Annotated in this window: 17 protein-coding genes; 13 read left to right on the top strand and 4 right to left on the bottom strand. The window is 36.0% G+C overall.

Features of this window, described 5'->3' with window-relative positions:
• The first annotated feature begins 417 nt into the window (after positions 1 to 417).
• Positions 418 to 1,410 (top strand): zinc-dependent alcohol dehydrogenase family protein, encoded by a 993-nt coding sequence (locus AMS59_RS15735; RefSeq protein ID WP_053484691.1) that lies wholly within the window; start codon positions 418 to 420, stop codon positions 1,408 to 1,410.
• A gap of 345 nt (positions 1,411 to 1,755) precedes the next feature.
• Here the strand turns inward: AMS59_RS15735 and AMS59_RS15730 are convergent, their stop codons facing one another.
• A complete protein-coding gene (locus AMS59_RS15730; RefSeq protein ID WP_053484690.1) occupies positions 1,756 to 2,751 on the bottom strand; it encodes a PLP-dependent cysteine synthase family protein in 996 nt (331 codons plus the stop codon).
• A 455-nt stretch (positions 2,752 to 3,206) separates the two neighbouring features.
• Between AMS59_RS15730 and AMS59_RS15720 the strand changes: the two genes are divergently transcribed.
• The 5 genes from AMS59_RS15720 (at position 3,207) to AMS59_RS15700 (ending at position 6,954) form a co-directional block, all read left to right on the top strand.
• Positions 3,207 to 3,965, top strand: coding sequence for a formate/nitrite transporter family protein (locus AMS59_RS15720; protein WP_053484688.1), 759 nt, complete (start codon positions 3,207 to 3,209; stop codon positions 3,963 to 3,965).
• Positions 3,966 to 4,242: 277 nt separating this feature from the next.
• Positions 4,243 to 4,578 (top strand): hypothetical protein, encoded by a 336-nt coding sequence (locus AMS59_RS15715; RefSeq protein WP_053484687.1) that lies wholly within the window; start codon positions 4,243 to 4,245, stop codon positions 4,576 to 4,578.
• A gap of 217 nt (positions 4,579 to 4,795) precedes the next feature.
• Entirely contained in the window at positions 4,796 to 5,221 is a 426-nt protein-coding gene (locus AMS59_RS15710) for a GatB/YqeY domain-containing protein (protein WP_053484686.1), read from the top strand.
• A gap of 132 nt (positions 5,222 to 5,353) precedes the next feature.
• Positions 5,354 to 5,932, top strand: coding sequence for a TetR/AcrR family transcriptional regulator (locus tag AMS59_RS15705; protein WP_053484685.1), 579 nt, complete (start codon positions 5,354 to 5,356; stop codon positions 5,930 to 5,932).
• Between the two features lie 74 nt (positions 5,933 to 6,006).
• Entirely contained in the window at positions 6,007 to 6,954 is a 948-nt protein-coding gene (locus AMS59_RS15700) for an SDR family NAD(P)-dependent oxidoreductase (RefSeq protein WP_053484684.1), read from the top strand.
• A 160-nt stretch (positions 6,955 to 7,114) separates the two neighbouring features.
• On the opposite strand, the gene AMS59_RS15695 is transcribed toward AMS59_RS15700, so the two are convergent.
• The 3 genes from AMS59_RS15695 to AMS59_RS26390 all read right to left on the bottom strand — a co-directional run bounded on the left by AMS59_RS15695 (position 7,115) and on the right by AMS59_RS26390 (position 11,158).
• Complete coding sequence (locus AMS59_RS15695; protein ID WP_234007821.1) at positions 7,115 to 8,821, bottom strand: methyl-accepting chemotaxis protein; 1,707 nt, start codon at positions 8,819 to 8,821, stop codon at positions 7,115 to 7,117.
• Complete coding sequence (locus AMS59_RS15690) at positions 8,790 to 10,439, bottom strand: pyridoxal-dependent decarboxylase (RefSeq protein WP_053484682.1); 1,650 nt, start codon at positions 10,437 to 10,439, stop codon at positions 8,790 to 8,792. Before AMS59_RS15690 ends, AMS59_RS15695 begins: the two co-directional genes overlap by 32 nt.
• 560 nt (positions 10,440 to 10,999) lie before the next feature.
• The gene (locus AMS59_RS26390; protein WP_234007838.1) at positions 11,000 to 11,158 is read right to left on the bottom strand and encodes a polysaccharide deacetylase family protein; all 159 of its coding nucleotides are present in this window, start codon (positions 11,156 to 11,158) and stop codon (positions 11,000 to 11,002) included.
• Positions 11,159 to 11,269: 111 nt separating this feature from the next.
• On the opposite strand from AMS59_RS26390, the gene AMS59_RS15685 reads away from it, so the two are divergent.
• The 7 genes from AMS59_RS15685 to dnaK all read left to right on the top strand — a co-directional run bounded on the left by AMS59_RS15685 (position 11,270) and on the right by dnaK (position 19,994).
• Positions 11,270 to 12,460, top strand: a complete 1,191-nt coding sequence (locus AMS59_RS15685; protein WP_053484681.1) for a DHH family phosphoesterase — start codon at positions 11,270 to 11,272, stop codon at positions 12,458 to 12,460.
• A gap of 398 nt (positions 12,461 to 12,858) precedes the next feature.
• A complete protein-coding gene (locus AMS59_RS15680) occupies positions 12,859 to 13,701 on the top strand; it encodes a DUF4179 domain-containing protein (protein WP_053484680.1) in 843 nt (280 codons plus the stop codon).
• A gap of 105 nt (positions 13,702 to 13,806) precedes the next feature.
• Entirely contained in the window at positions 13,807 to 14,967 is a 1,161-nt protein-coding gene (gene chrA / locus AMS59_RS15675) for a chromate efflux transporter (protein ID WP_082337538.1), read from the top strand.
• A 260-nt stretch (positions 14,968 to 15,227) separates the two neighbouring features.
• Positions 15,228 to 16,373, top strand: a complete 1,146-nt coding sequence (gene hemW / locus AMS59_RS15670; protein WP_053484678.1) for a radical SAM family heme chaperone HemW — start codon at positions 15,228 to 15,230, stop codon at positions 16,371 to 16,373.
• 89 nt (positions 16,374 to 16,462) lie between these two features.
• Positions 16,463 to 17,491, top strand: coding sequence for a heat-inducible transcriptional repressor HrcA (gene hrcA, locus AMS59_RS15665; protein ID WP_053484677.1), 1,029 nt, complete (start codon positions 16,463 to 16,465; stop codon positions 17,489 to 17,491).
• Between the two features lie 2 nt (positions 17,492 to 17,493).
• A complete protein-coding gene (grpE, locus tag AMS59_RS15660; protein WP_199777771.1) occupies positions 17,494 to 18,081 on the top strand; it encodes a nucleotide exchange factor GrpE in 588 nt (195 codons plus the stop codon).
• Positions 18,082 to 18,155: 74 nt separating this feature from the next.
• Positions 18,156 to 19,994: a molecular chaperone DnaK gene (gene dnaK / locus AMS59_RS15655; protein WP_053484675.1), complete on the top strand. Its 1,839-nt coding sequence runs from the start codon at positions 18,156 to 18,158 to the stop codon at positions 19,992 to 19,994.
• Positions 19,995 to 20,173 lie beyond the last annotated feature (179 nt).

The raw sequence follows: 20,173 nt of genomic DNA, 5'->3' as shown, positions 1-20,173 counted from the left end.
AGTAAAGAAAACATTCCCTCTTAGCATGGGGATCAAACAAATCAAGTGAGGGGTATTCCTCCGTAGGTAGAGCTACCTGCCTTCGTTAAAACTTATTGCCAACACAACATCAGTTGTGTAAATAAGAAAGTCTTATGGAACAGAAGATAAATCAAAGATGTTGTACACAGGGCATGGCAACACCATCTGTGGAGAGCTTTGTAACGCTTCTCAAGTATATAAGAACCCCACTGCTTTAGCTGTGGGAGTAGTCAGAACCAAATAGTAGAGGAGATCGTATCCAACAATAAAGTAATTAAATATCGTTTATTTATTCAAAGTAATAAGGTCATTGGGAATGAAGAAAAGCCCCTTAAAGTCTCACTTAATGAGCCGTTACATAAAAGTTATTAATCAATCATAAAGGAGTTACAGTTTTTGAAAGCAAAAAGCATTAAATTATATGAATTCGGAAGCCCACGAGAGGTTTTGAAGTTTGAAAATAAAACGATTCAACCTCCTCAGGTACAAGAAATTCTTGTTCGAATGCTGGCACGACCTATTAACCCTTCTGATTTAATACCAATATGGGGGAGTTATGCTCATCGAATTTCTTTACCAACTATTCCTGGCTATGAAGGGGTCGGTATTATAGAGGATGTAGGTCCGTATGTTTCTCAAAATCTTATCGGAAAGCGTGTACTACCTTTACGAGGAGAAGGAACTTGGCAGGAAGTTGTAAAAACAAGTGCAGAATTTGCAGTAACCATTCCCGATTCCATTGATGATTTTACCGCAGCGCAAATGTATATCAATCCAATGACAGCTTGGGTAACTTGTACTGACATATTACAATTGCAGCCAAATGATGTATTATTAGTGAATGCTTGCGGGTCCGCAATTGGTCACATCTTTGCTCAGCTAGCAAAATTGTTAGGTTTTCAGTTAATAGCGGTTACGAGAAATAATAGACATATTGATGACTTAATTCAGCTTGGCGCTTCCTATGTAATAGATATCTCAACAGCACCGCTCTATGAGACGGTAATGGAATTGACTAATGGTAGGGGGGCTGATGCTGCTATTGACTCTATTGGGGGGACAGCAGGTAATGATCTTGCTTTCTGTCTTAAAGCTGGAGGGAATTTTTTAGCTATTGGTCTTTTATCAGGTGTACAAGTGAATTGGCAAAGAATCGTTAAAGAGGCGAATGTAAAGGCAAATATGTTCCATTTACGTCATTGGAACAAGCAAGTCTCGATAGAAAGATGGCAAGGTACATTTCATCACTTAATCAATCTAGTTAATAGTGGTAAGTTAAAAATGATGGCAGTGGATTCTCATTATGATTTGTTAGACATTAAAAATGCGATAACGGCTGTTGAATCGTCTAAAACCTCAAAAGGAAAGATCTTTTTAACGGGTTATTAATTTAGTCGAAGGGTAATACTCTGTAAAATTAAAGACAAGTGAATGTATTATAAAACAGTAATATCAAAAGGTTGTCTTTTGATTTACCGCAACATTAGATTGATTAACGAACAAATGAGTTGTTGTAGTAAATATGGTCATTTGTGGTAAAAAAGAGGATAGATAGAGCGAATTATTTAAGCTCTTCTATCCTTTTAATTTCTATACATATACTGTGTGACATTAAATAAAAATTCACTATTTAAAATAGTTTCAGCTTATAACATGACTTTTAAAAAAATTTATTTTGCCCTTCGTGTTTTATAGCTGTTAATAATACTTCGCTATTGTTCGGCGCGCTTGTTTCTAAAATAAATCTGTTGATAAATATCGTAGACCAGTATCGGGTAGGATAACGACAATCCGTTTCCCTTTGTTCTCTGGGCGTTTTGCAAGGGCTGTGGCGGCAAATAAAGCAGCGCCTGATGAAGTACCTACTAATAGACCATCTGACTTCGCAACAGCACGTGCCGCCTCATAAGCTTGTGCAGTTTCCACCTCGAGTACTTCATCAATTATTTCTAAATGAACATTCGATGGCACACGAGCCTCGTCAGCATCTGAGAAGCGGTGGACACCTGTGATTTCAATGATATCTGGAATATCAACTGTTGCAATGGAAATAACAGCAGGCTCTACACCAATGATCTGAACATCTGGATTTTTAGATTTTAAGTATGCACCAGCACCACTTATCGTACCACCTGTGCCAATGGCTGCTACAAAAATATCAATTTGTCCGTCTGTATCTTCCCAGACTTCAGGACCAGTTGTTAACTTATGAATATTTGGGTTGGCATTATTATCAAGCTGATTTAAAAATACAACATTTTCTTCTTGTTCAACGACTGTTTCTCGAAATACTTTAATCGTTTCAACAAAGTCACCATCTGTGTCCTCAAAGGCAGCTACCATTTCTGGGACATCTGAAAATGGTACAACCTCCGCTCCGTATGCCTTAACTACCTTTGTACGCTCTTCACTTACACCATCCTGCATGTAAATTCGAAGCCTATAGCCTTTTGCAGCTGCAATTGCTGCTAGGCCAATACCAGTATTGCCACTAGTTGTTTCAATTATTGTTTTATCCTTTGTCAACACACCACGAGCTTCAGCATCCTCAATCATCGCTTTAGCAACACGGTCCTTCACACTATTAGCAGGATTAAAATACTCTAGCTTTACGATAATTTCGGTTTCTAGTTGTTGCTCTTTTACATACTGATTTAATGCTAAAAGTGGGGTATGACCGATTAATTCTGTAATAGATTGTTTAATCTTATTAGTTACAATTTGACCCATCCCAATCAACTCCTTTAATTTAACTTACTTAACAACCTTGTTTTGTAGGGATTGGTGGAATCATATCAATATAAATCCATAAAAGCAATAAAATAACTAATAGAAGTATTAAATGTAGCAATAGAAAAAAATAATTAATCAAATCTACAAAATAATTTTTTCTTGGTTTAGTAATGCGAGAAATACGGATAATTATTGGCAATGCTTCTATGCAAAAACGAGTAGCCCGAAACATAAATTGATGTCTTCTCAGAAAGTAATAGTGCATGAAAATATGTATATTTGGAGGAATTTACTTTAAATTTGCTAATTAACGATATTTTGGAATAATATTTGTTAAAATGTAAGCCTTGTATAAAAGTTGGTTAGAGTGGAAACTGGAAGACTACTTGAGATCAACGTTAAAAATGAAATGAGTTATTAATTTAGCTTGATGTTGTTTGGGAGATGAAAGTATGAAAGAAACAATTTCTTCTGTTTGTATAACAGCTGAAACAAAAATTAACATGATGAAGCAAAAGCCTGCTAATTATTTATTGTTAGCTATTTTTGGTGGACTTTTTATCGGATTTGGAATTTTGCTCATCACTACTATTGGCGGCTTATTAAGTCCAGCTGGGGTACCGAGTATGAAGCTCGTACAAGGATTATCATTTGGTGTGGCACTTAGTATGGTCATGATGGCTGGGGCCAATTTATTTACCGGTGATAATCTAGTTTTAACGGTTAGTACACTATCAAAAAAATCATCACCATTAGAGATGTTGGGCATTTGGACGTTTAGTTACATAGGAAACTTCTTTGGTTCTCTTTTAGCAGCCGCATTATTTTTTTACTCGGGGCTAGCAAGTGGAGACATAGCAGCTTACATTGAAAAACTGGCTACAGCTAAAATGAGTGGTAGCTTCGTTGAACTTTTATGTCGAGGTATTTTATGTAATTTGCTTGTATGCTTGGCCGTATGGTGTACCTATAAATTAAAAACAGAGACTGGAAAATTAGTGATGATTTTCTGCTGTATTTTCCCTTTTGTCACAATTGGATTTGAGCATTGTATAGCAAATATGACATTGTTTTCCCTTGCTCTTTTAGTACCTCATGGTGAACTCGTATCGTTTGCTGGAGCCATTTCAAATTTATTACCTGTAACACTAGGTAATATTATCGGGGGAGCCGTTATTGGTTTTGTTTATTGGGTAAATGGTAGAGACTAATAAATCACTGGATATTGCTATTGCAGTCAGTATTATTCCCTCGGTTGGAAGTAATGGCAATTTGAAAAGTGATTGTAAGGTCTCCTGCAATAAAATTAACGGATGAATACTTGACAAACTTCATCTATTAATATTTTGACTTTGAAATAAATGATAGATAGAATGACAGGTAGAGTTGCTAATGTAACTCTACCTTTTTTATTTATGTCAATGTAATTAATGCTGTGAAATTAATAGATTATGTAATGAATATAAAAGAGAGCGGAGGAATTCAAAAATGGAACAAGAAGTAAACCAACATACGATCCTTCAAGCAATTTTAGAGCTTTCGAAGCAGATGCAAGACATGAAATCAGATCTTCAGCAACAAATAGAAGCGGTCGAAAAGAGACTTGAAGCAAAGATTGAAGCGGTCGAAAAGAGATTAGAAGCGAAAATAGAAGTGATCGAAAAAAGAATAGATAAAAAAATTGAAGCAGTGGACACAAGATTAGAAAAAGTTGAACAAAATTTAAGTAGAAAAATTGATCTTGTAGATGCAAAATTTGAAATATTATCACTGGATTTATTAACGACAAAAGCTGAAGTATCAATGTTAAAACAGGTAAGATAGTAGCAAGTATACCTTGGCATAATTGCCGCTGTCGCTTCGCTTTCGCGCAGATAAACAATGCTTCCAGGCTTGGCAGTGCTAGCACAAAGAGAAGCTTAAACCAACATTCATCTCACCACATAGTAGAAGTGGGAGATTCCTAAATTGGCTTACCGTATCCCTTAAGGTTACGGTATTTTTTTGTGTTATAATAAATGTCATGAAGGAGTGAAAAACATTGTTAAAAACAGAGGTATTTGAACAATTAAAACAGGCAATGAGAGAAAAGGATGTATTAGCCAAAGGTGTATTATCGCTTTTGAAATCTGCCCTAGATTTAGCTGAAAAAGAAAAGGGAGCAGCTTTATCGTCTGAAGAGGAAATGGCTATTATAAATCGTGAAGTGAAGCAAACAAACCAGGCTTTAGAGGGTGCTCAAAATGCAGGGCGAGCTGACTTAATTGAAAAAGAGGAAGCGAAATTAGTACTATTAAAATCATTTTTACCGAAGCAATTAACTGAAGAAGAAATTGCAGAAAAACTTGTGGCAGCTGGCGTTGTAAAAGGGATGAACATGGGGGAAGCAATGAAAATTGCAAAACCTTTGTTAACTGGTCAGGCTGAAGGCGCTGTTATTTCAAAAGTTGTAAAGGGCCTTATTTAATATCGTTAGAAACAGCCTCCTACTCTTAAGTAGTAAGGGGTTGTTTTTTTGAGCCTAGTTTGAGTCGCTATTGCCAAAAAATGAAAACACCTATATACTCATTATTAACCACCGGTCAACAAGGAGGATACTATGTCGCCACGTAAGCCGTCAACAAAAGATTTAACGAAAGAAATGATTATAAATGAGGCTCATAAGCAATTTATCACGAAGGATTTTCAGCAAATATCAATGCGTAGTATTGCTAAAGAGCTTGGTTGTAGTCATGGGGCTATTTACTATCATTTTAAAAATAAAGCAGAAATATTTTATGCAATATTAAGTGACTATTTTTCTGAACTAAATAATATTTTAGATGAAAATATGAACGGTCCTGATGATCCTAACACTAAACTGCTGAATGTTTTTGTAGGCTATATGGCGTTTGGTTTAAATAATCAAAGTCAGTATGAATTAATGTTTATCATGAGGGATAGCGAAATTGATGGATTATCGCAAGAGGCAGCAAACTTTAGTTATGAAAAATTTTCACAAGCTGTACAGTCCTTATCAAAGACAGAACTGTTAATTTCAGATATACAATCTACATTCATTGCTCTTCATGGGTTTGTTGCACATTATCGTCATTATGTAAAAAATTATGAAGAAGCGAAAGAAGCAGTAGATGTACATGCAAAATTTCTTATCACGGCTTTAACATTTAGAAAGTAGCTCTAGTAAAAAATCTAGAGCCTTCTTTTTACAGTTATTTGACCAGTGGTTAATTAATAAAGGGGGAATAAAATTTGCAAAAAGCATTGGTTATTGGGGCATCTGGTGGTATGGGTTATGCGCTAGTAAATGAATTAGTTAGTCGAAATATACAGGTGAAGGCATTTGCTAGAAATGAAAAAAAGTTAGTTGCACTTTTTCGGCATCATAAAAATGTCGATATCATTTCGGGTGATGTATTTAATGAACAGGACATGATGAGAGCTTCAAACGGTGTAAACGTTATTTTTCATGCTATTAGTTTTCCGTATCTGGAATGGGAAAAGCTCCATATGCGATGCTTAGATATGGTGATTAACATAGCCGAAAGGCGGGGAGCGAAAATTGCACTTGTAGATAATATTTATGCGTATGGAAGACAATCGATAAACCCTGTAAAAGAACAAGCTAGAAAGGAGCCACAGACGAAAAAAGGGCATATTCGTTTAACGATGGAAAATAAATTAAAAAACAGTAAGGTACCCTCGTTAATTGTACATTTCCCTGATTTGTATGGACCAAATGCAGAGAATACAATACTCTATGAAACATTAAAAAATGTTGCACAAGATAAAAAAGCTAATTTTGTAGGGAATATGCAAGTGAAGCGGGAATTTCTTTATACAGTTGATGGCGCAATGGCTATGGTTGAGCTTGCTTTGCGAGATGACACATATAATCAGAATTGGAACGTACCAGCTGTTCACCCAATTACAGGGGAAGAACTAGTGGGAGTTTTACGTGAAATTACAGGCTACAAAAAGGGTGTTCGTACAGTTTCTAAAGGCATGATACGACTAATTGGACTATTTTCTCCTTCTATGAAAGAAGTAGTTGAAATATTGTATTTAACAGAGGAACCGGTCATTTTAAGTGGGGAAAAATTTGAAAAGGAAATAGGCGCTTTGCCCTGTACTTCCTATAGAGTAGGGCTTGAGGAAACGATTGCATGGATGAACAAGAGAACACTAAAAAACATTTAACTTCTTTCCGATTCCAGACGCATTGTTTATCTGTGCGAAAGAGAAGCGACAGCAACAATTATGCCGGGGCATAATTGTTGAGTCAATGAAAAAAATCCGCATAAACTTCTGTTAGTAAAAACTTACCTACAGAAAGGATAGCGGATTTTTTATTAGTTCCTTATAGCTGGAATTTTTGGATGATATTACGAAGCTGTTGTGCCATCTCAGCTAAATTATTTGAAGACGCCGTAATCTCCTCAATACTAGCCGATTGTTCCTCAGAAGCAGCAGCCACATTTTGAATGTTTCCAGATGATTGAACGGCTACTACAGCAACTTCCTCTACAGAAATTGCAATGCTGCTAACTCCGTCATTAATATTTGAAATGACGTTATTGACATAATCCATTTCTTGAGTAAGTGCAGTAATATGAGAAGATATTTCTTTAAAGGCTACACCTGATTCATTAAAGGTAGTAGAGCTTTCTGCAAGATTACTACTACTAATTTCCATAGATTTCACAGCTTGTACAGACTCTTCCTTAATTGTTTCAATACGTGTTCGAATACTATTCGTCGCTGCTAAAGATTGGTCTGCAAGTTTACGCACTTCTTCAGCTACAACTGCAAAGCCTTTACCATGCTCACCAGCACGTGCTGCTTCAATAGATGCATTTAAAGCGAGTAAATTTGTTTGATCCGTTATCTCATTAATTAAAGTTACAATGTCGCCGATCTCATTTGAGTATGTGCTTAAACGTTTCACAACCTCTGAAGTCTCCTGAATAGCATTCGATGTTAACGCCATCTTTTCTGTAGCGCTTTGAATCGTCGTATTGCCTTTTTCTGAAATAGAAGATGCACTAGATGCTTTAGCAGTGACATCATTAACGCTCGCTACAACTTCCGACATTTTTGTGGAGATTGCCGTAATATGATTTTCTACTTCTTCAATAGAGGAAGTTTGTTTTTCTGATCCTGAAGCAACTTCTTGCATTGAAGATGTAATTTGTTGAATAGATGCACTTGTTTGCTCAGAGCCTGCCGATAACTCTTCAGACATAGCAGCTACTTGCTCAGCATTCTCAGCAATTTGTTGAATAAGTGAGCGTAAGTCTGCTGTCATATTTTCAATGCCTGAAGAGAGCTGTGCAATTTCATTTGAACCCTTTATTTGAAGTGGTTCAACAGTTAATTCTCCTTGTGCCACCTTACCAACATAACTAGTCATATTTTTAATTGGTTTGATAATGCCTTTGCTAATGAAATAAGCCACAATAATACCGAAAATCAAAAACATCACGGTCATGATGATACAATTCCAAATAATCTTTGTTTGAAGTTTAGATATGAAAGAAGCGTCCTTATCTAAACCAAAAAGAATATCAGTATCTTTAAATGGTATAAAAATCGATTTATGAACACCGTATTCATCTTCATAAATTTCACTAGATTGAACGGTTCCAGTACTTAGCGCTTCTTTCATGTCCTTACTAAAAACATAGTCCTCTTGATAATCATCTTTATTGCTTAAAGCTATAATATGTTCTTTACCATTTGCACGTGAAAGAACGTAGGCATTTTGAATATCATACTTTTTAAGTGCTGCATTTAATTCTTTTAATAGTTCTTCATATTTATCCTTATCGCCGTTATCTGCAGCTTTGACGTCATTTTCGTCCATACCTTCAAAAATGGTTTTAGATATAACATCCAAAGATGATTCAAATTGTGTAATAACAAAATTATTGATAATTTGATTAGACGCAATAAATAATACGATACTAAATATTACCGAAATAATAGCAATTGGAATAGTAAAACTTGCAATATATTTATAGAGTAAAGAGCTTTTAAATTTTTTGACTATACTCAACTTTAGCATCCTCCAATACTTTCACCTTTTGTTGTAAGAAATGAATCATATCACTAATATGTTCTGTCTCTGTATAAGGAGAAATTGAAAAGAATTTTGCAGCTGCGACTGGAATTTGTTGTTTTGTATCGCTAGTGCTAACAGTGCAAACACGCGTCGTATCACCGAAAAATACTTCGTCGCGACCTTCGCCTATAATTTCAAATAAAGAAGCGTTAATACCATTAATATATTCAATCTGATCTTGTGTATAGCTACCTGACTGTTCAGAGTTCCAATTAAAGCCTTCAGGATACAAACGAAAGGCAGTGACTGGTCCAATATTAGACTCATTGACTACTTGTAACATTGGAGTCTTCTCAGCTAACTGCGCACGGAACGCTAAATTTACACGCACATAATTTGCTAATATTTGTTGGTAGCCTTCTTTACCAAACGCCTGTAATGCAGCATAAATAGCAATAGAACTACCCATACGAGAGCACTCTAATGTATAGCCTGTATGATAAGAACCATAGCCTCGATTGCCAACATAAGGTGTGTCGAAATCCTCAATATCTAATAACTGTAGGTGTTTACCTTCTTTTATTAAGAATAAGCTTGTTAAATACGGTGTTTGACCAAGCTTTTGGAAGTCGAAGCAAAGGCTATCTGCAATAGGTAGATACTGCATACGTTCTTTAATTTGTTCTAGTGCTTGTAAAACATCAGTCTCTAATTGAAGTGGATTTGCCTTAAAATCATACTCGTTGAAAAATGCGTAAAAACCACCTAAAGCTGAATCAGCGTGAATATGTATAGGTTTTAAGGAATGTTTTTGTTCAAGATCAGTTGTAACTTTTTTGATTGCTTGTACATCATCAATGGCAAATTGATCTGTTGCGCCTGTTGTAGCAACTACATACACTGGAATACCACCATTTTCGATAACTTCAGTCATACGTATACGTAAGTCTTCGATATCCATTGAATGATCTTTTCCAGCTTTAATACGAATTAAATGCTTGCTACCAATGCCGACTGCTTCAATTGATTTTAATAAGCTGTAATGAGCATTTTCTGAAGCGAAGCAATATAAATTATTTGGTACGCCATTTTCTTTTGCGTTAGGGAATTGTTTAGCGATTGCAAGACGAAGCCCACTGAAAACAGCCCCTTGTCCACCCCAAGTTGTGTAACCAAAACTTTGTGTATAGTCGTAACCAACTAACTTCGACATCATTGCTACTACCTTTACCTCACATTCTGCGGCAGCTGGTCCGTATACATCCCATAGATTGTTACCGTTAAGTAGAGCATTCGTAAATTGACCTAATATGCCGGGAATACTAGCCATTGGCAAAACATTTGTTACAAAGTTGCGTGTATGGTAAGGATGTCCTTGCATCAATTGTGTTAAATCATTCACAACCTGATCAAGTCCGACACCTGAAACTGGTACTTGATTTTCTTGCATTAACTCTTTATAGAAATTGTCAGAGCGCTCTTTCATTGGTCCAAGAGTTGTTGTTTTTGGGTTTTTTAAATCATCTAATGATGAAACAATTTTCTCCAATAGGGATAAAAAATTCTCTCTTTGTTCGATATTTCCATCTTCACTTTGAAATAATTGTTGGATTTTTTTCATATTCATCTTCCTTTGTAGTTCGTTTTTCCTCTATTTTTGCCTTTAACAAAAATAGGTCGTTTTACTAAAAATATAATAACATATTATAACAGAAAATGAATTTATATTTTATTGAGAAATTAATTTTAGACATTTCTAAAAAATCTAATTTATTCTGAAGTAAAATATATGGGAGAAATATTGTCATAGGTTATGTTCGTAAATGTTGAAATTAAAGGGTTTTCATAATTTTTTTTAATGAGTTGTGACAAAGTTAATGACAGGGAAGCGTTAGGAGGAGGTGAATCTTACTTATAGTAAATACTATGTATTAAATAATTTTAATTTAATTAAAAATGGAGTACATTATAATGCTTTATGACTATTAAGATGGAAATATATATGTCAAAAAAGGTGGAATTTCTGTATAGCCAATACTTCTAATGAGCTCATCGTTTTTTTTCGATTTCATGTTTGTAAAAAGTGGGGCTTTTAAGCTTATGTGAAAAAGTTAAGTGATTTCCAATTTGGTGACCTGCCTTGATATTTTTTTGATTCTTTTGGATGTGCCTCGATTTCAATTAGAAAAAAATCGCTTTTGTATTGTAGTTATCTAATAAAGATAAAATGACGCTGACATTTTTAGTAGGGCCATCATCGAATGTTAATGCTACAACTTTCTTATGTGTTTCGACATGTGAGGTAATACAGCCAAATAGGTGGTAGGATCTAGCGCTCATTAATTTAAATGTACCAAGCCCTAAATAAGAAATTTTCTTTGTTAGTATAAACACTCCTTACAAAACCAATAATTTTTTAATGATAAACCATACTAATATAGAGGTGAAAAAATGTATAAATTGCTATCGCATAATGATTTAGATGGGGTAGGATGCGGGATTTTAGCCAAGCTTGCCTTTCAAGACCAGGTGAAGGTAAGATACAATTCAATTTCATCGCTAGATCGCGAAATTGAGTATTTTTTAGATAATAACGAACAAGATACATTTTTATTTATTACCGACTTATCTCCAAACGAGGAAAATGAAAAGAGATTAAATGATTATTATACCGCCACTGGCAATGTTCAACTGCTTGATCATCATAAAACGGCTTATCATTTGAACGATTATGAATGGGGTAAAGTATTAGTAGAAGATGAAAATGGTTATTTAACATCTGCAACGTCTTTATATTATAGGTATCTTGTTACACATGGACTTTTAGAACAAACAAATTCCATCACAGAATTTGTAGAGTTAGTGAGACAGTACGATACGTGGGAATGGGAAAAGAATGATAATCAAAAAGCGCGTCGGTTAAATACTCTCTTCTTTCTAGTATCAATTGAGGAATTTGAAGAAAAAATGCTTGAACGTTTAAAGACAAGCGAGCATTTTGACTTTGATGAATTTGAAAAGAAAATTTTGACTATGGAAGAAGAGAAAATAGAACGGTACATCCGACGAAAAAAACGGGAGCTAGTACAAACATCGATAGGAGAATACTTTACAGGTATAGTGTATGCAGAATCTTATCATTCTGAGCTTGGTAATGAATTGGGGAAAGAAAATGTACACCTTGATTTTATAGCTATATTAAATATGGGTGGCAAAAGAATTTCCTTTCGTACGATTCATGATCACATAGATGTTTCGGTAATTGCAGCAGAATTCGGAGGGGGTGGGCACCAAAAAGCAGCGGGTTGCTCTTTAACAGAGGAAGCTTATGAGCAGTATGTGGCTCAAATATTTCATATAGCACCAATACCAGAGGATGCGAAACGAAATCGCTATAATTTAAGGTTCTCTTCTTTTGGGACAATGTATAAAAACCTTAAGGAAGAATTTTTCCTCCTATATTCAATAAGTGATTTTGATTGGATAATTGAAAAAAATAAACTTCCATTAGACCAAATCTTTACAAGTTTTTATGAAGCGGAATGGTTTTTAAAAAGAAATTATCAAGCGTGGTTAGTGAAAGATGAGTTGTTTGTGGATTATTTAATGGAAGAGGCCAAAAAGGTTCGTCATCAAGAGTAAGGGGATATAGATTATTCCTTTCATAGTGTTATTATGTGAGAAATAATTAAGATGTCATACAAAGCATGGCTCTTCGGCACAGCACGATGTTGGTGACGAAGGCGTTATCACAGGACGTGATGGTTTTAGCCTTCGTTCCTCTATCGCTGATCCCCAAGGAGTCACTCAGTCTCCATTCCAATCAACCACAAAAGTGCTGCAACAATCATAAAGATTTCTTTGACCATTTTGTTCTTCAAGTTTTTCAACAACATGAAAGGAATATAAATTATTCCTTTCGATACATAGTGAAATCAGTCACACCTTATTTCGTTAGAGGTTATATAATGTTCACCTAAAAACTACAATAGATAAAAAGCATTTGTGTAGACATTCTTTCTTAAAATGAGGTGTACATGATGTCCAATGATTTGATAGTCGAGGTTCAACCTAAGGAAAATCGAGGACGGAAAATATGGTTTGTTGTAGTATTGCTTTTATTGGTAGTTATTTGTGTAATTGTTTTTTATTTTTTGTTTAATAAGGATTTGAATTTTGAAGCTTACAAAACAGTTGTCGGTAAAACTACTGAAAATAGTCTAGGACGTTTAACGTTAAATGAAATAATGATTGACGATAATCAAATATTATTGAATGCGACCTTTGAGCCAGGAAAAGACTTAAATTTCGACTATCAAATTTTTTTCTTTCCACAGGTTTTTGTGAATGGAAAAGAGTTCACGGTTAGAAATGGAGGACAGTCAATTCAACAATCCGATAAAACCTATACAATCTATAGTAGTGTGAAATTAAGTGAACTACCAGAAGATAAAATATTGAATATAGATATTCGTTATAACGACTGGAACGGGGAAAAAAAGATTGACGAGCCCTGGGAATTTCAAGTAGAAGCGTCACAAGCGCAATTACAAGAAGATAGAAAAGTCTTCCCGGTTGAGAAAAAAGTAAAGCTGTTAGATGGTCAGGAAATAACAATAGAAAAGGTTGTTTCTACACCAATATCAACAACGATTTACTTTGATTCGGAGAATAGTCTATTAAATGAAGCATTACATTTTAAAATTCAATCAGCGACAGGGAAATCTTGGCCCTTTAACTTAGCTTATCCGTTAAATGAAGAGTATACGAAGTGGGGTGTCCGCCTCGATGCATTATATTTAACGGAGAAGAGCTATGAGCTTATTCCGATTGCTGCAAATGGAAGTGAGCTTGGTTCTGCTGTTAAAATTGGAGGTAAATAACGAAACCTGATTAGCGTATTATAAAAACTTTACAATATCTTAAAGAAAAAGGATGACTGCCCCCTGTAATATGAATATAGATGGCATGGAAAGTAGTTGAAGATATTGCGAAGGTTATGGGAAATTTTTTTAGTTTCGCTCAAATTAGGTTGTACATCTTTCGGGGGCCCTGCTGCTCATTTAGGGTATTTTCAAAATGAATATGTTCAGAAGCGTAAATGGTTATCTGATAAGGACTACAGTCAGCTTGTTGCACTCAGTCAATTTTTACCTGGGCCAGCATCGAGCCAAGTAGGGATGGGTATTGGCTTATTAAGAGGCGGTTTATTCGGGAGTATTGTGTCATTTCTTGGTTTTACATTACCATCTGTTTTGCTGCTTATGACATTTGCCTATTTTTCTGCACGTACAGGGAAGGATATGGGCTGGATTCATGGCTTAAAATTAGTGGCTGTTGCGATTGTTGCACAAGCTATTTTTGATATGTCCAAAAAATTAATCCCTAGTATTCGTCATTTTACAATCGCTTTATTGGCTCTTATAGTAGTGCTTTTGTGGGTCCATCCACTTGCTCAAGTAACTACTATTATCGTTGCTTCTTTAATAGGCTATTATTTTTTTAAGAAGACTAATCAAAAAGATGACCCAAAAGAAACAGTTGTACCTATTTCAAAAACGACAGGCGCATGTTTTTTAGCGCTGTTTGTTATACTTCTCGTTGGATTACCCATTGTTAGTCCACTTATTCAATATGAATGGTTTACGATCATTGAAAAATTTTATCTTTCAGGTGCATTAGTGTTTGGTGGAGGTCATGTCGTATTGCCTTTACTAGAGGCACAGTTAGTCCAAAGTGGATTAATGAGTTCTTCTGATTTTATAGCAGGATACGGAATGACACAGGCAGTCCCTGGTCCATTATTTACATTTGCTTCCTACATAGGTATGGTCATTGCTGGAGTACCTGGGGCTATAATCGCTACGCTAGCCATTTTTTTTCCGGCATTTTTGCTAATAGTAGGGGCAATGCCTTTTTGGCTAGCTCTTAATCGTTTCGCTGGATTAAGAGGGGCGATGGCTGGTGCAAATGCAGCAGTTGTTGGCATATTAGCTGCAGCTTTTATTCATCCGATTGTTACACAAACAATTCAAAATGGTCTAGACATAGTAATTGCAGCCGTTTTTTTATGGTGCTTGATGCGTTGGAAAATTCAACCTTATTTGCTAGTGCTAGTCGGCATTTGCGTAGGAATTGTATGTTATTAAGAACACTCAAAAAATCAAAACCATTATTGCTGTGGTTTTGATTTTTTTGTGCAATGAATTAGCTATGTGTAGATAAAGTGAGTACTGCTTTTTGCAACAATCCTCTTTATAAAAAATGTGTCCAGTAGGTTCCTTCTATCAATATATTTAGCATTCAGTCTTGATTGAGTTCTTTTTACTAGCTCGATTCATGGCGTTCCATGCCGTGATTGTTTATAATGAGGAAATGGAAAAAGACTTACGAGAAAGAAGGGATAGCTATGGCACGGGGTGTTTACATTCATATTCCTTTTTGTCATCAAATTTGTAACTATTGCGATTTCAATAAATTTTATTTTAAAAATCAACCAGTAGATGAATATATAGAAATGCTTGGCAAGGAGATGGAGCTTGCGACAAAAAAGTATCCCGAGAGTTTTAAACAAATCGAAACGATATTTCTTGGTGGCGGTACACCAACAGCATTATCGCCTCAACAAATAGGGAGACTTCTTGAGCTTATTCGTATGTATATTCCAATGGACAGTGTGACAGAATTTACATCAGAGGCCAATCCGGACGAGCTATCAGAGGCAAAATTGCAGGCATTATTTGATGGTGGTGTAAATCGCTTAAGTATGGGTGTACAATCCTTTGATCAAGAGTTGTTAAAGAAAATTGGACGTACGCATAGCAACAATCACGTCTATGAAACAATTGCCTTGGCGAAAAAGGTAGGTTTCAGAAATATTAGTGTGGATTTAATGTATGGTTTACCAGGTCAGACGATGGCACAATGGAAGGATACTTTAGAAAAAGCATTCGCACTTGATTTACCACATTATTCTGCTTATTCACTAATAGTGGAGCCAAAAACGATTTTTTATAATCAATATTCAAAAGGTAAGCTCCATTTACCAACTGAAGATCTTGAAGCGGATATGTACGATGTGTTAATGAACCAGATGGAGGCACATGCACATCAACAATACGAAATTAGCAACTTTGCTCAATTAGGTTTCAGTTCTAGACATAACAAAATATATTGGGAAAACGATGAATATGCAGGCTTTGGTGCTGGTGCTCATGGGTATTTAGCTGGTGTGCGTTATTCAAATCATGGACCATTGAAAAAGTATATGGATGCAGTAAATGCAGGGGAACTACCTATTGTATATGAACATGTTGTAACAGAGAATGAGAAACGAGAAGAGCAAATGTTTTTAGGTTTGCGTAAAACAGAAGGAATTACACACCCTATATATGAAGAAAAATTTAATGAATCGATGTATAGGCATTACTCTCATATCGTTGAAAAGTTAGTATCAGAAGGTCTATTGGAACATGATACTATAGGAATTCGCCTTACGCGAAAAGGTCGTTTTGTAGGGAATGAAGTATTTCAACAATTTTTACTAGAAGATTGAGCGATATCGTTGACATAAAATGTAGGATTTGATAACTTAATAATAGTATTAGCACTCCTCTTAGTTGAGTGCTAACAGAGGTGATGATCATGCTAACAAATCGGCAATTACAAATATTGCAAGCTATTGTAGACGACTTTATTATGTTTGCACAGCCGGTAGGTTCTCGCCAAATCTCCAAAAAGCAAGAGATTACATTTAGTCCAGCCACAATTCGAAATGAAATGGCGGATTTAGAGGAATTAGGCTTCTTAGAAAAAACGCACACTTCCTCTGGTCGAGTGCCTTCGGAAAAGGGTTATAGATTTTATGTAGATCATTTGTTGAACCCACAAGGCATTAATTCAAGGGATATTCAGCAAATCCAATCAATTTTCAATGATCGTTTAGTAGAAGTGGAACATATTATCCGAAAGTCAGCAAATATTTTATCAGAGCTGACATCGTATACATCGATTCTTTTAGGACCAGACGTTCAAAGACATCGTGTTAAACGATTTTCAATTGTGCCACTCTCTAGTGATACAGCAGTTGCGATTATCGTAACGAATAACGGACATGTTGAAAATCGCATGTTTAGTTTACCGCCTAATTTTACCGCTTCTGATTTAGAGAAAATGGTTAATATCTTAAATGAACGCCTAGTGGGTGTGTCATTAGAGGATATTCATAAAAAACTCGAAGCTGAAGTGCTCACAGTATTACAGCAGCATGTTCGATCAGCGGATGATTTTATTCACGCTCTCGTTACAGCGACGATGCATAATTCGGAAAGTAAAATTTTCTATGGTGGTAAAACAAATATGTTCAACCAACCGGAATTCCACGATTTAAATAAAGTCCGTATGATTTTGGACTTAATGGAAACGACTAGCCAAGTGCAGTCGCTCTTCCAACCCAATGAATCGGGCATTCATATTCGTATTGGCTCGGAAAACAAACAACTAGAAATGGAAAACTGTAGTGTCATTACGACCACTTATTCTATTGGTGAAGATCAGCAAGGAGCAATAGCAATTATTGGTCCAACACGTATGGATTATAAGCGTGTTGTTGCTTTACTAGACGTAATACGCATGGATTTAACACAAGCCTTTACGAAGAATCGTAGTGATTGATAATGAGGAGGATTCAAGTGACGGAAACAACTGAAAACAAAGACCTTGTACAAGAAGAAAAGGATGTACAAGCTGAAAATGCAGTAGAAGCAGAAGTTAAAGAAGGACAAGAAGCTGAATTAACAATCGAAGAACAGTATGAAGCAAGGCTAGCTGAGTTACAAGCAAAGCTAGACGACGAGGAAAATCGTCATCTACGCTTACGTGCTGACTTCGATAATATCCGCCGCCGCAATCAACTTGATCGTGAGGCTGCTGAAAAGTATCGCGCTCAGAGCTTACTGTCAGATTTACTACCAGTCATCGATAATTTTGAGCGTGCCTTACAAGTTGAAGCGACTTCAGAAGAAACTGCTTCAATCGTAAAAGGTATTGAAATGGTATACCGTTCTCTGATAGAAGCTACTGAGAAAGAAGGCTTACAGATTATTAAAGCTGAAGGTGAGCAATTTGATCCGAATGTTCACCAAGCTGTCATGCAGGAGCAAGATAGTGAAAAAGAGACGGGTGTTGTCTTACGCGAGCTTCAAAAAGGCTATATGTTAAAGGATCGTGTATTACGCCCCACAATGGTATCTGTAAACGAATAGGCTTAGTACTATTTAGTTAATTACATTTAGTTAAAAAACGCATCATTTGCGTTTAAATAATAGGAGGCAATTTTATGAGCAAAATTATCGGTATTGACTTAGGAACAACAAACTCTTGTGTTTCTATACTAGAAGGCGGAGAACCAAAAGTAATTCCAAATCCAGAAGGAAACCGTACAACACCATCTGTTGTTGCATTTAAAAATGGCGAACGTCAAGTTGGTGAAGTAGCTAAACGTCAATCAGTAACAAACCCTAATACAATTATTTCTATTAAATCTAAAATGGGTACATCTGAAAAAGTTAAAGTGGAAGATAAAGAATATACGCCACAAGAAGTTTCTGCAATGATTCTTCAATATTTAAAAGGCTATGCTGAAGACTACTTAGGTGAAAAAGTAACAAAAGCAGTTATTACTGTACCTGCTTACTTCAACGATGCTCAACGTCAAGCTACTAAAGATGCTGGTAAAATCGCAGGTTTAGAAGTAGAGCGTATTATCAACGAACCAACAGCCGCTGCACTTGCTTATGGTTTAGACAAACAAGATACAGATCAAAAAGTATTAGTATTTGACCTTGGTGGCGGTACATTTGACGTATCTATTCTTGAATTAGGTGACGGTGTATTTGAAGTATTAGCAACAGCTGGTGATAACAAACTAGGTGGGGACGATTTCGACGACGCTATTATCGAGTATCTTGTAGCAGAATTCAAAAAAGAAAACGGCATTGACCTTTCTAAAGATAAAATGGCTATGCAACGTCTAAAAGATGCAGCTGAAAAAGCGAAAAAAGACTTATCAGGTGTAACATCTACTCAAATTTCTTTACCATTCATTACTGCTGGTGAAGCGGGTCCATTACACTTAGAAATTTCTTTAACTCGTGCAAAATTCGACGAAATTACATTACCATTAGTAAACCGTACAGTAGGTCCAGTACGTCAAGCATTATCTGATGCAGGTCTTTCAACATCTGAAATTGACCAAGTAATCTTAGTTGGTGGTTCTACGCGTATTCCAGCTGTACAAGAAGCTGTACGTAAAGAAACTGCTAAAGAGCCACACCGTGGTGTAAACCCTGACGAAGTTGTAGCGATGGGTGCTGCTGTTCAAGGTGGCGTATTAACTGGTGATGTAAAAGACGTAGTTTTACTTGACGTAACTCCACTTTCTTTAGGTATCGAAACTATGGGTGGCGTATTCACAAAATTAATCGACCGTAACACTACGATCCCAACATCTAAATCACAAGTATTCTCAACTGCAGCTGACAACCAACCAGCAGTAGATATTCACGTGCTACAAGGTGAACGCTCAATGGCAGCTGACAACAAAACATTAGGTCGCTTCCAATTATCGGATATTCCACCAGCACCACGTGGTGTACCACAAATCGAAGTAACATTCGATATTGATAAAAATGGTATCGTATCTGTTAAAGCGAAAGACCTTGGTACAAACAAAGAACAAACAATTGTTATCCAATCTGATTCTGGTTTGTCTGAGGAAGAAATTGAACGTATGGTAAAAGATGCGGAGGCAAATGCTGAGGCGGATACTAAACGTAAAGAAGAAGCAGATCTTCGCAACGAAGCTGACCAATTAGTGTTCCAAGTTGACAAAACTATTGCTGACTTAGGCGAACAAATTACAGAAGACGAGAAGAAATCTGTAGAAGATGCTCGTGATGAACTGAAAAAAGCGCTTGAAGCTGGCGAATTAGAAGGCATTAAATCTGCTAAAGAAAAACTAGAAGGCGTATTACAGCCATTAGTTATGAAAGTATACGAACAAGCTGCAGCAGCTGCTCAAGCAGCTCAAGGTGGCGATGCTGGTGCAGATGCTGGCGCTGGTAAAAAAGATGATATCGTAGACGCTGACTTTGAAGAAGTAAAAGACGATAAATAATAGTAAGTAACACAGTTAAGTGAAGAAGCCAAAGACCGCTTGCGGCTTTGGCTTTTCTCTTTATTTTTAGCTATATCCTACGTACACTTAATCGTTTAGCTGTATAGGTTATGAGCGAGAAAAGTGAAAAAACATGTGTGCAACAATTTTAATGTATATTTAATAATAAAATAGAGGCA

The sequence above is a fragment of the Lysinibacillus sp. FJAT-14745 genome, from assembly GCF_001275675.1.
In the GTDB taxonomy this organism is placed as follows: domain Bacteria; phylum Bacillota; class Bacilli; order Bacillales_A; family Planococcaceae; genus Lysinibacillus.
This window is presented reverse-complemented; position numbering and strand designations above follow the sequence as displayed.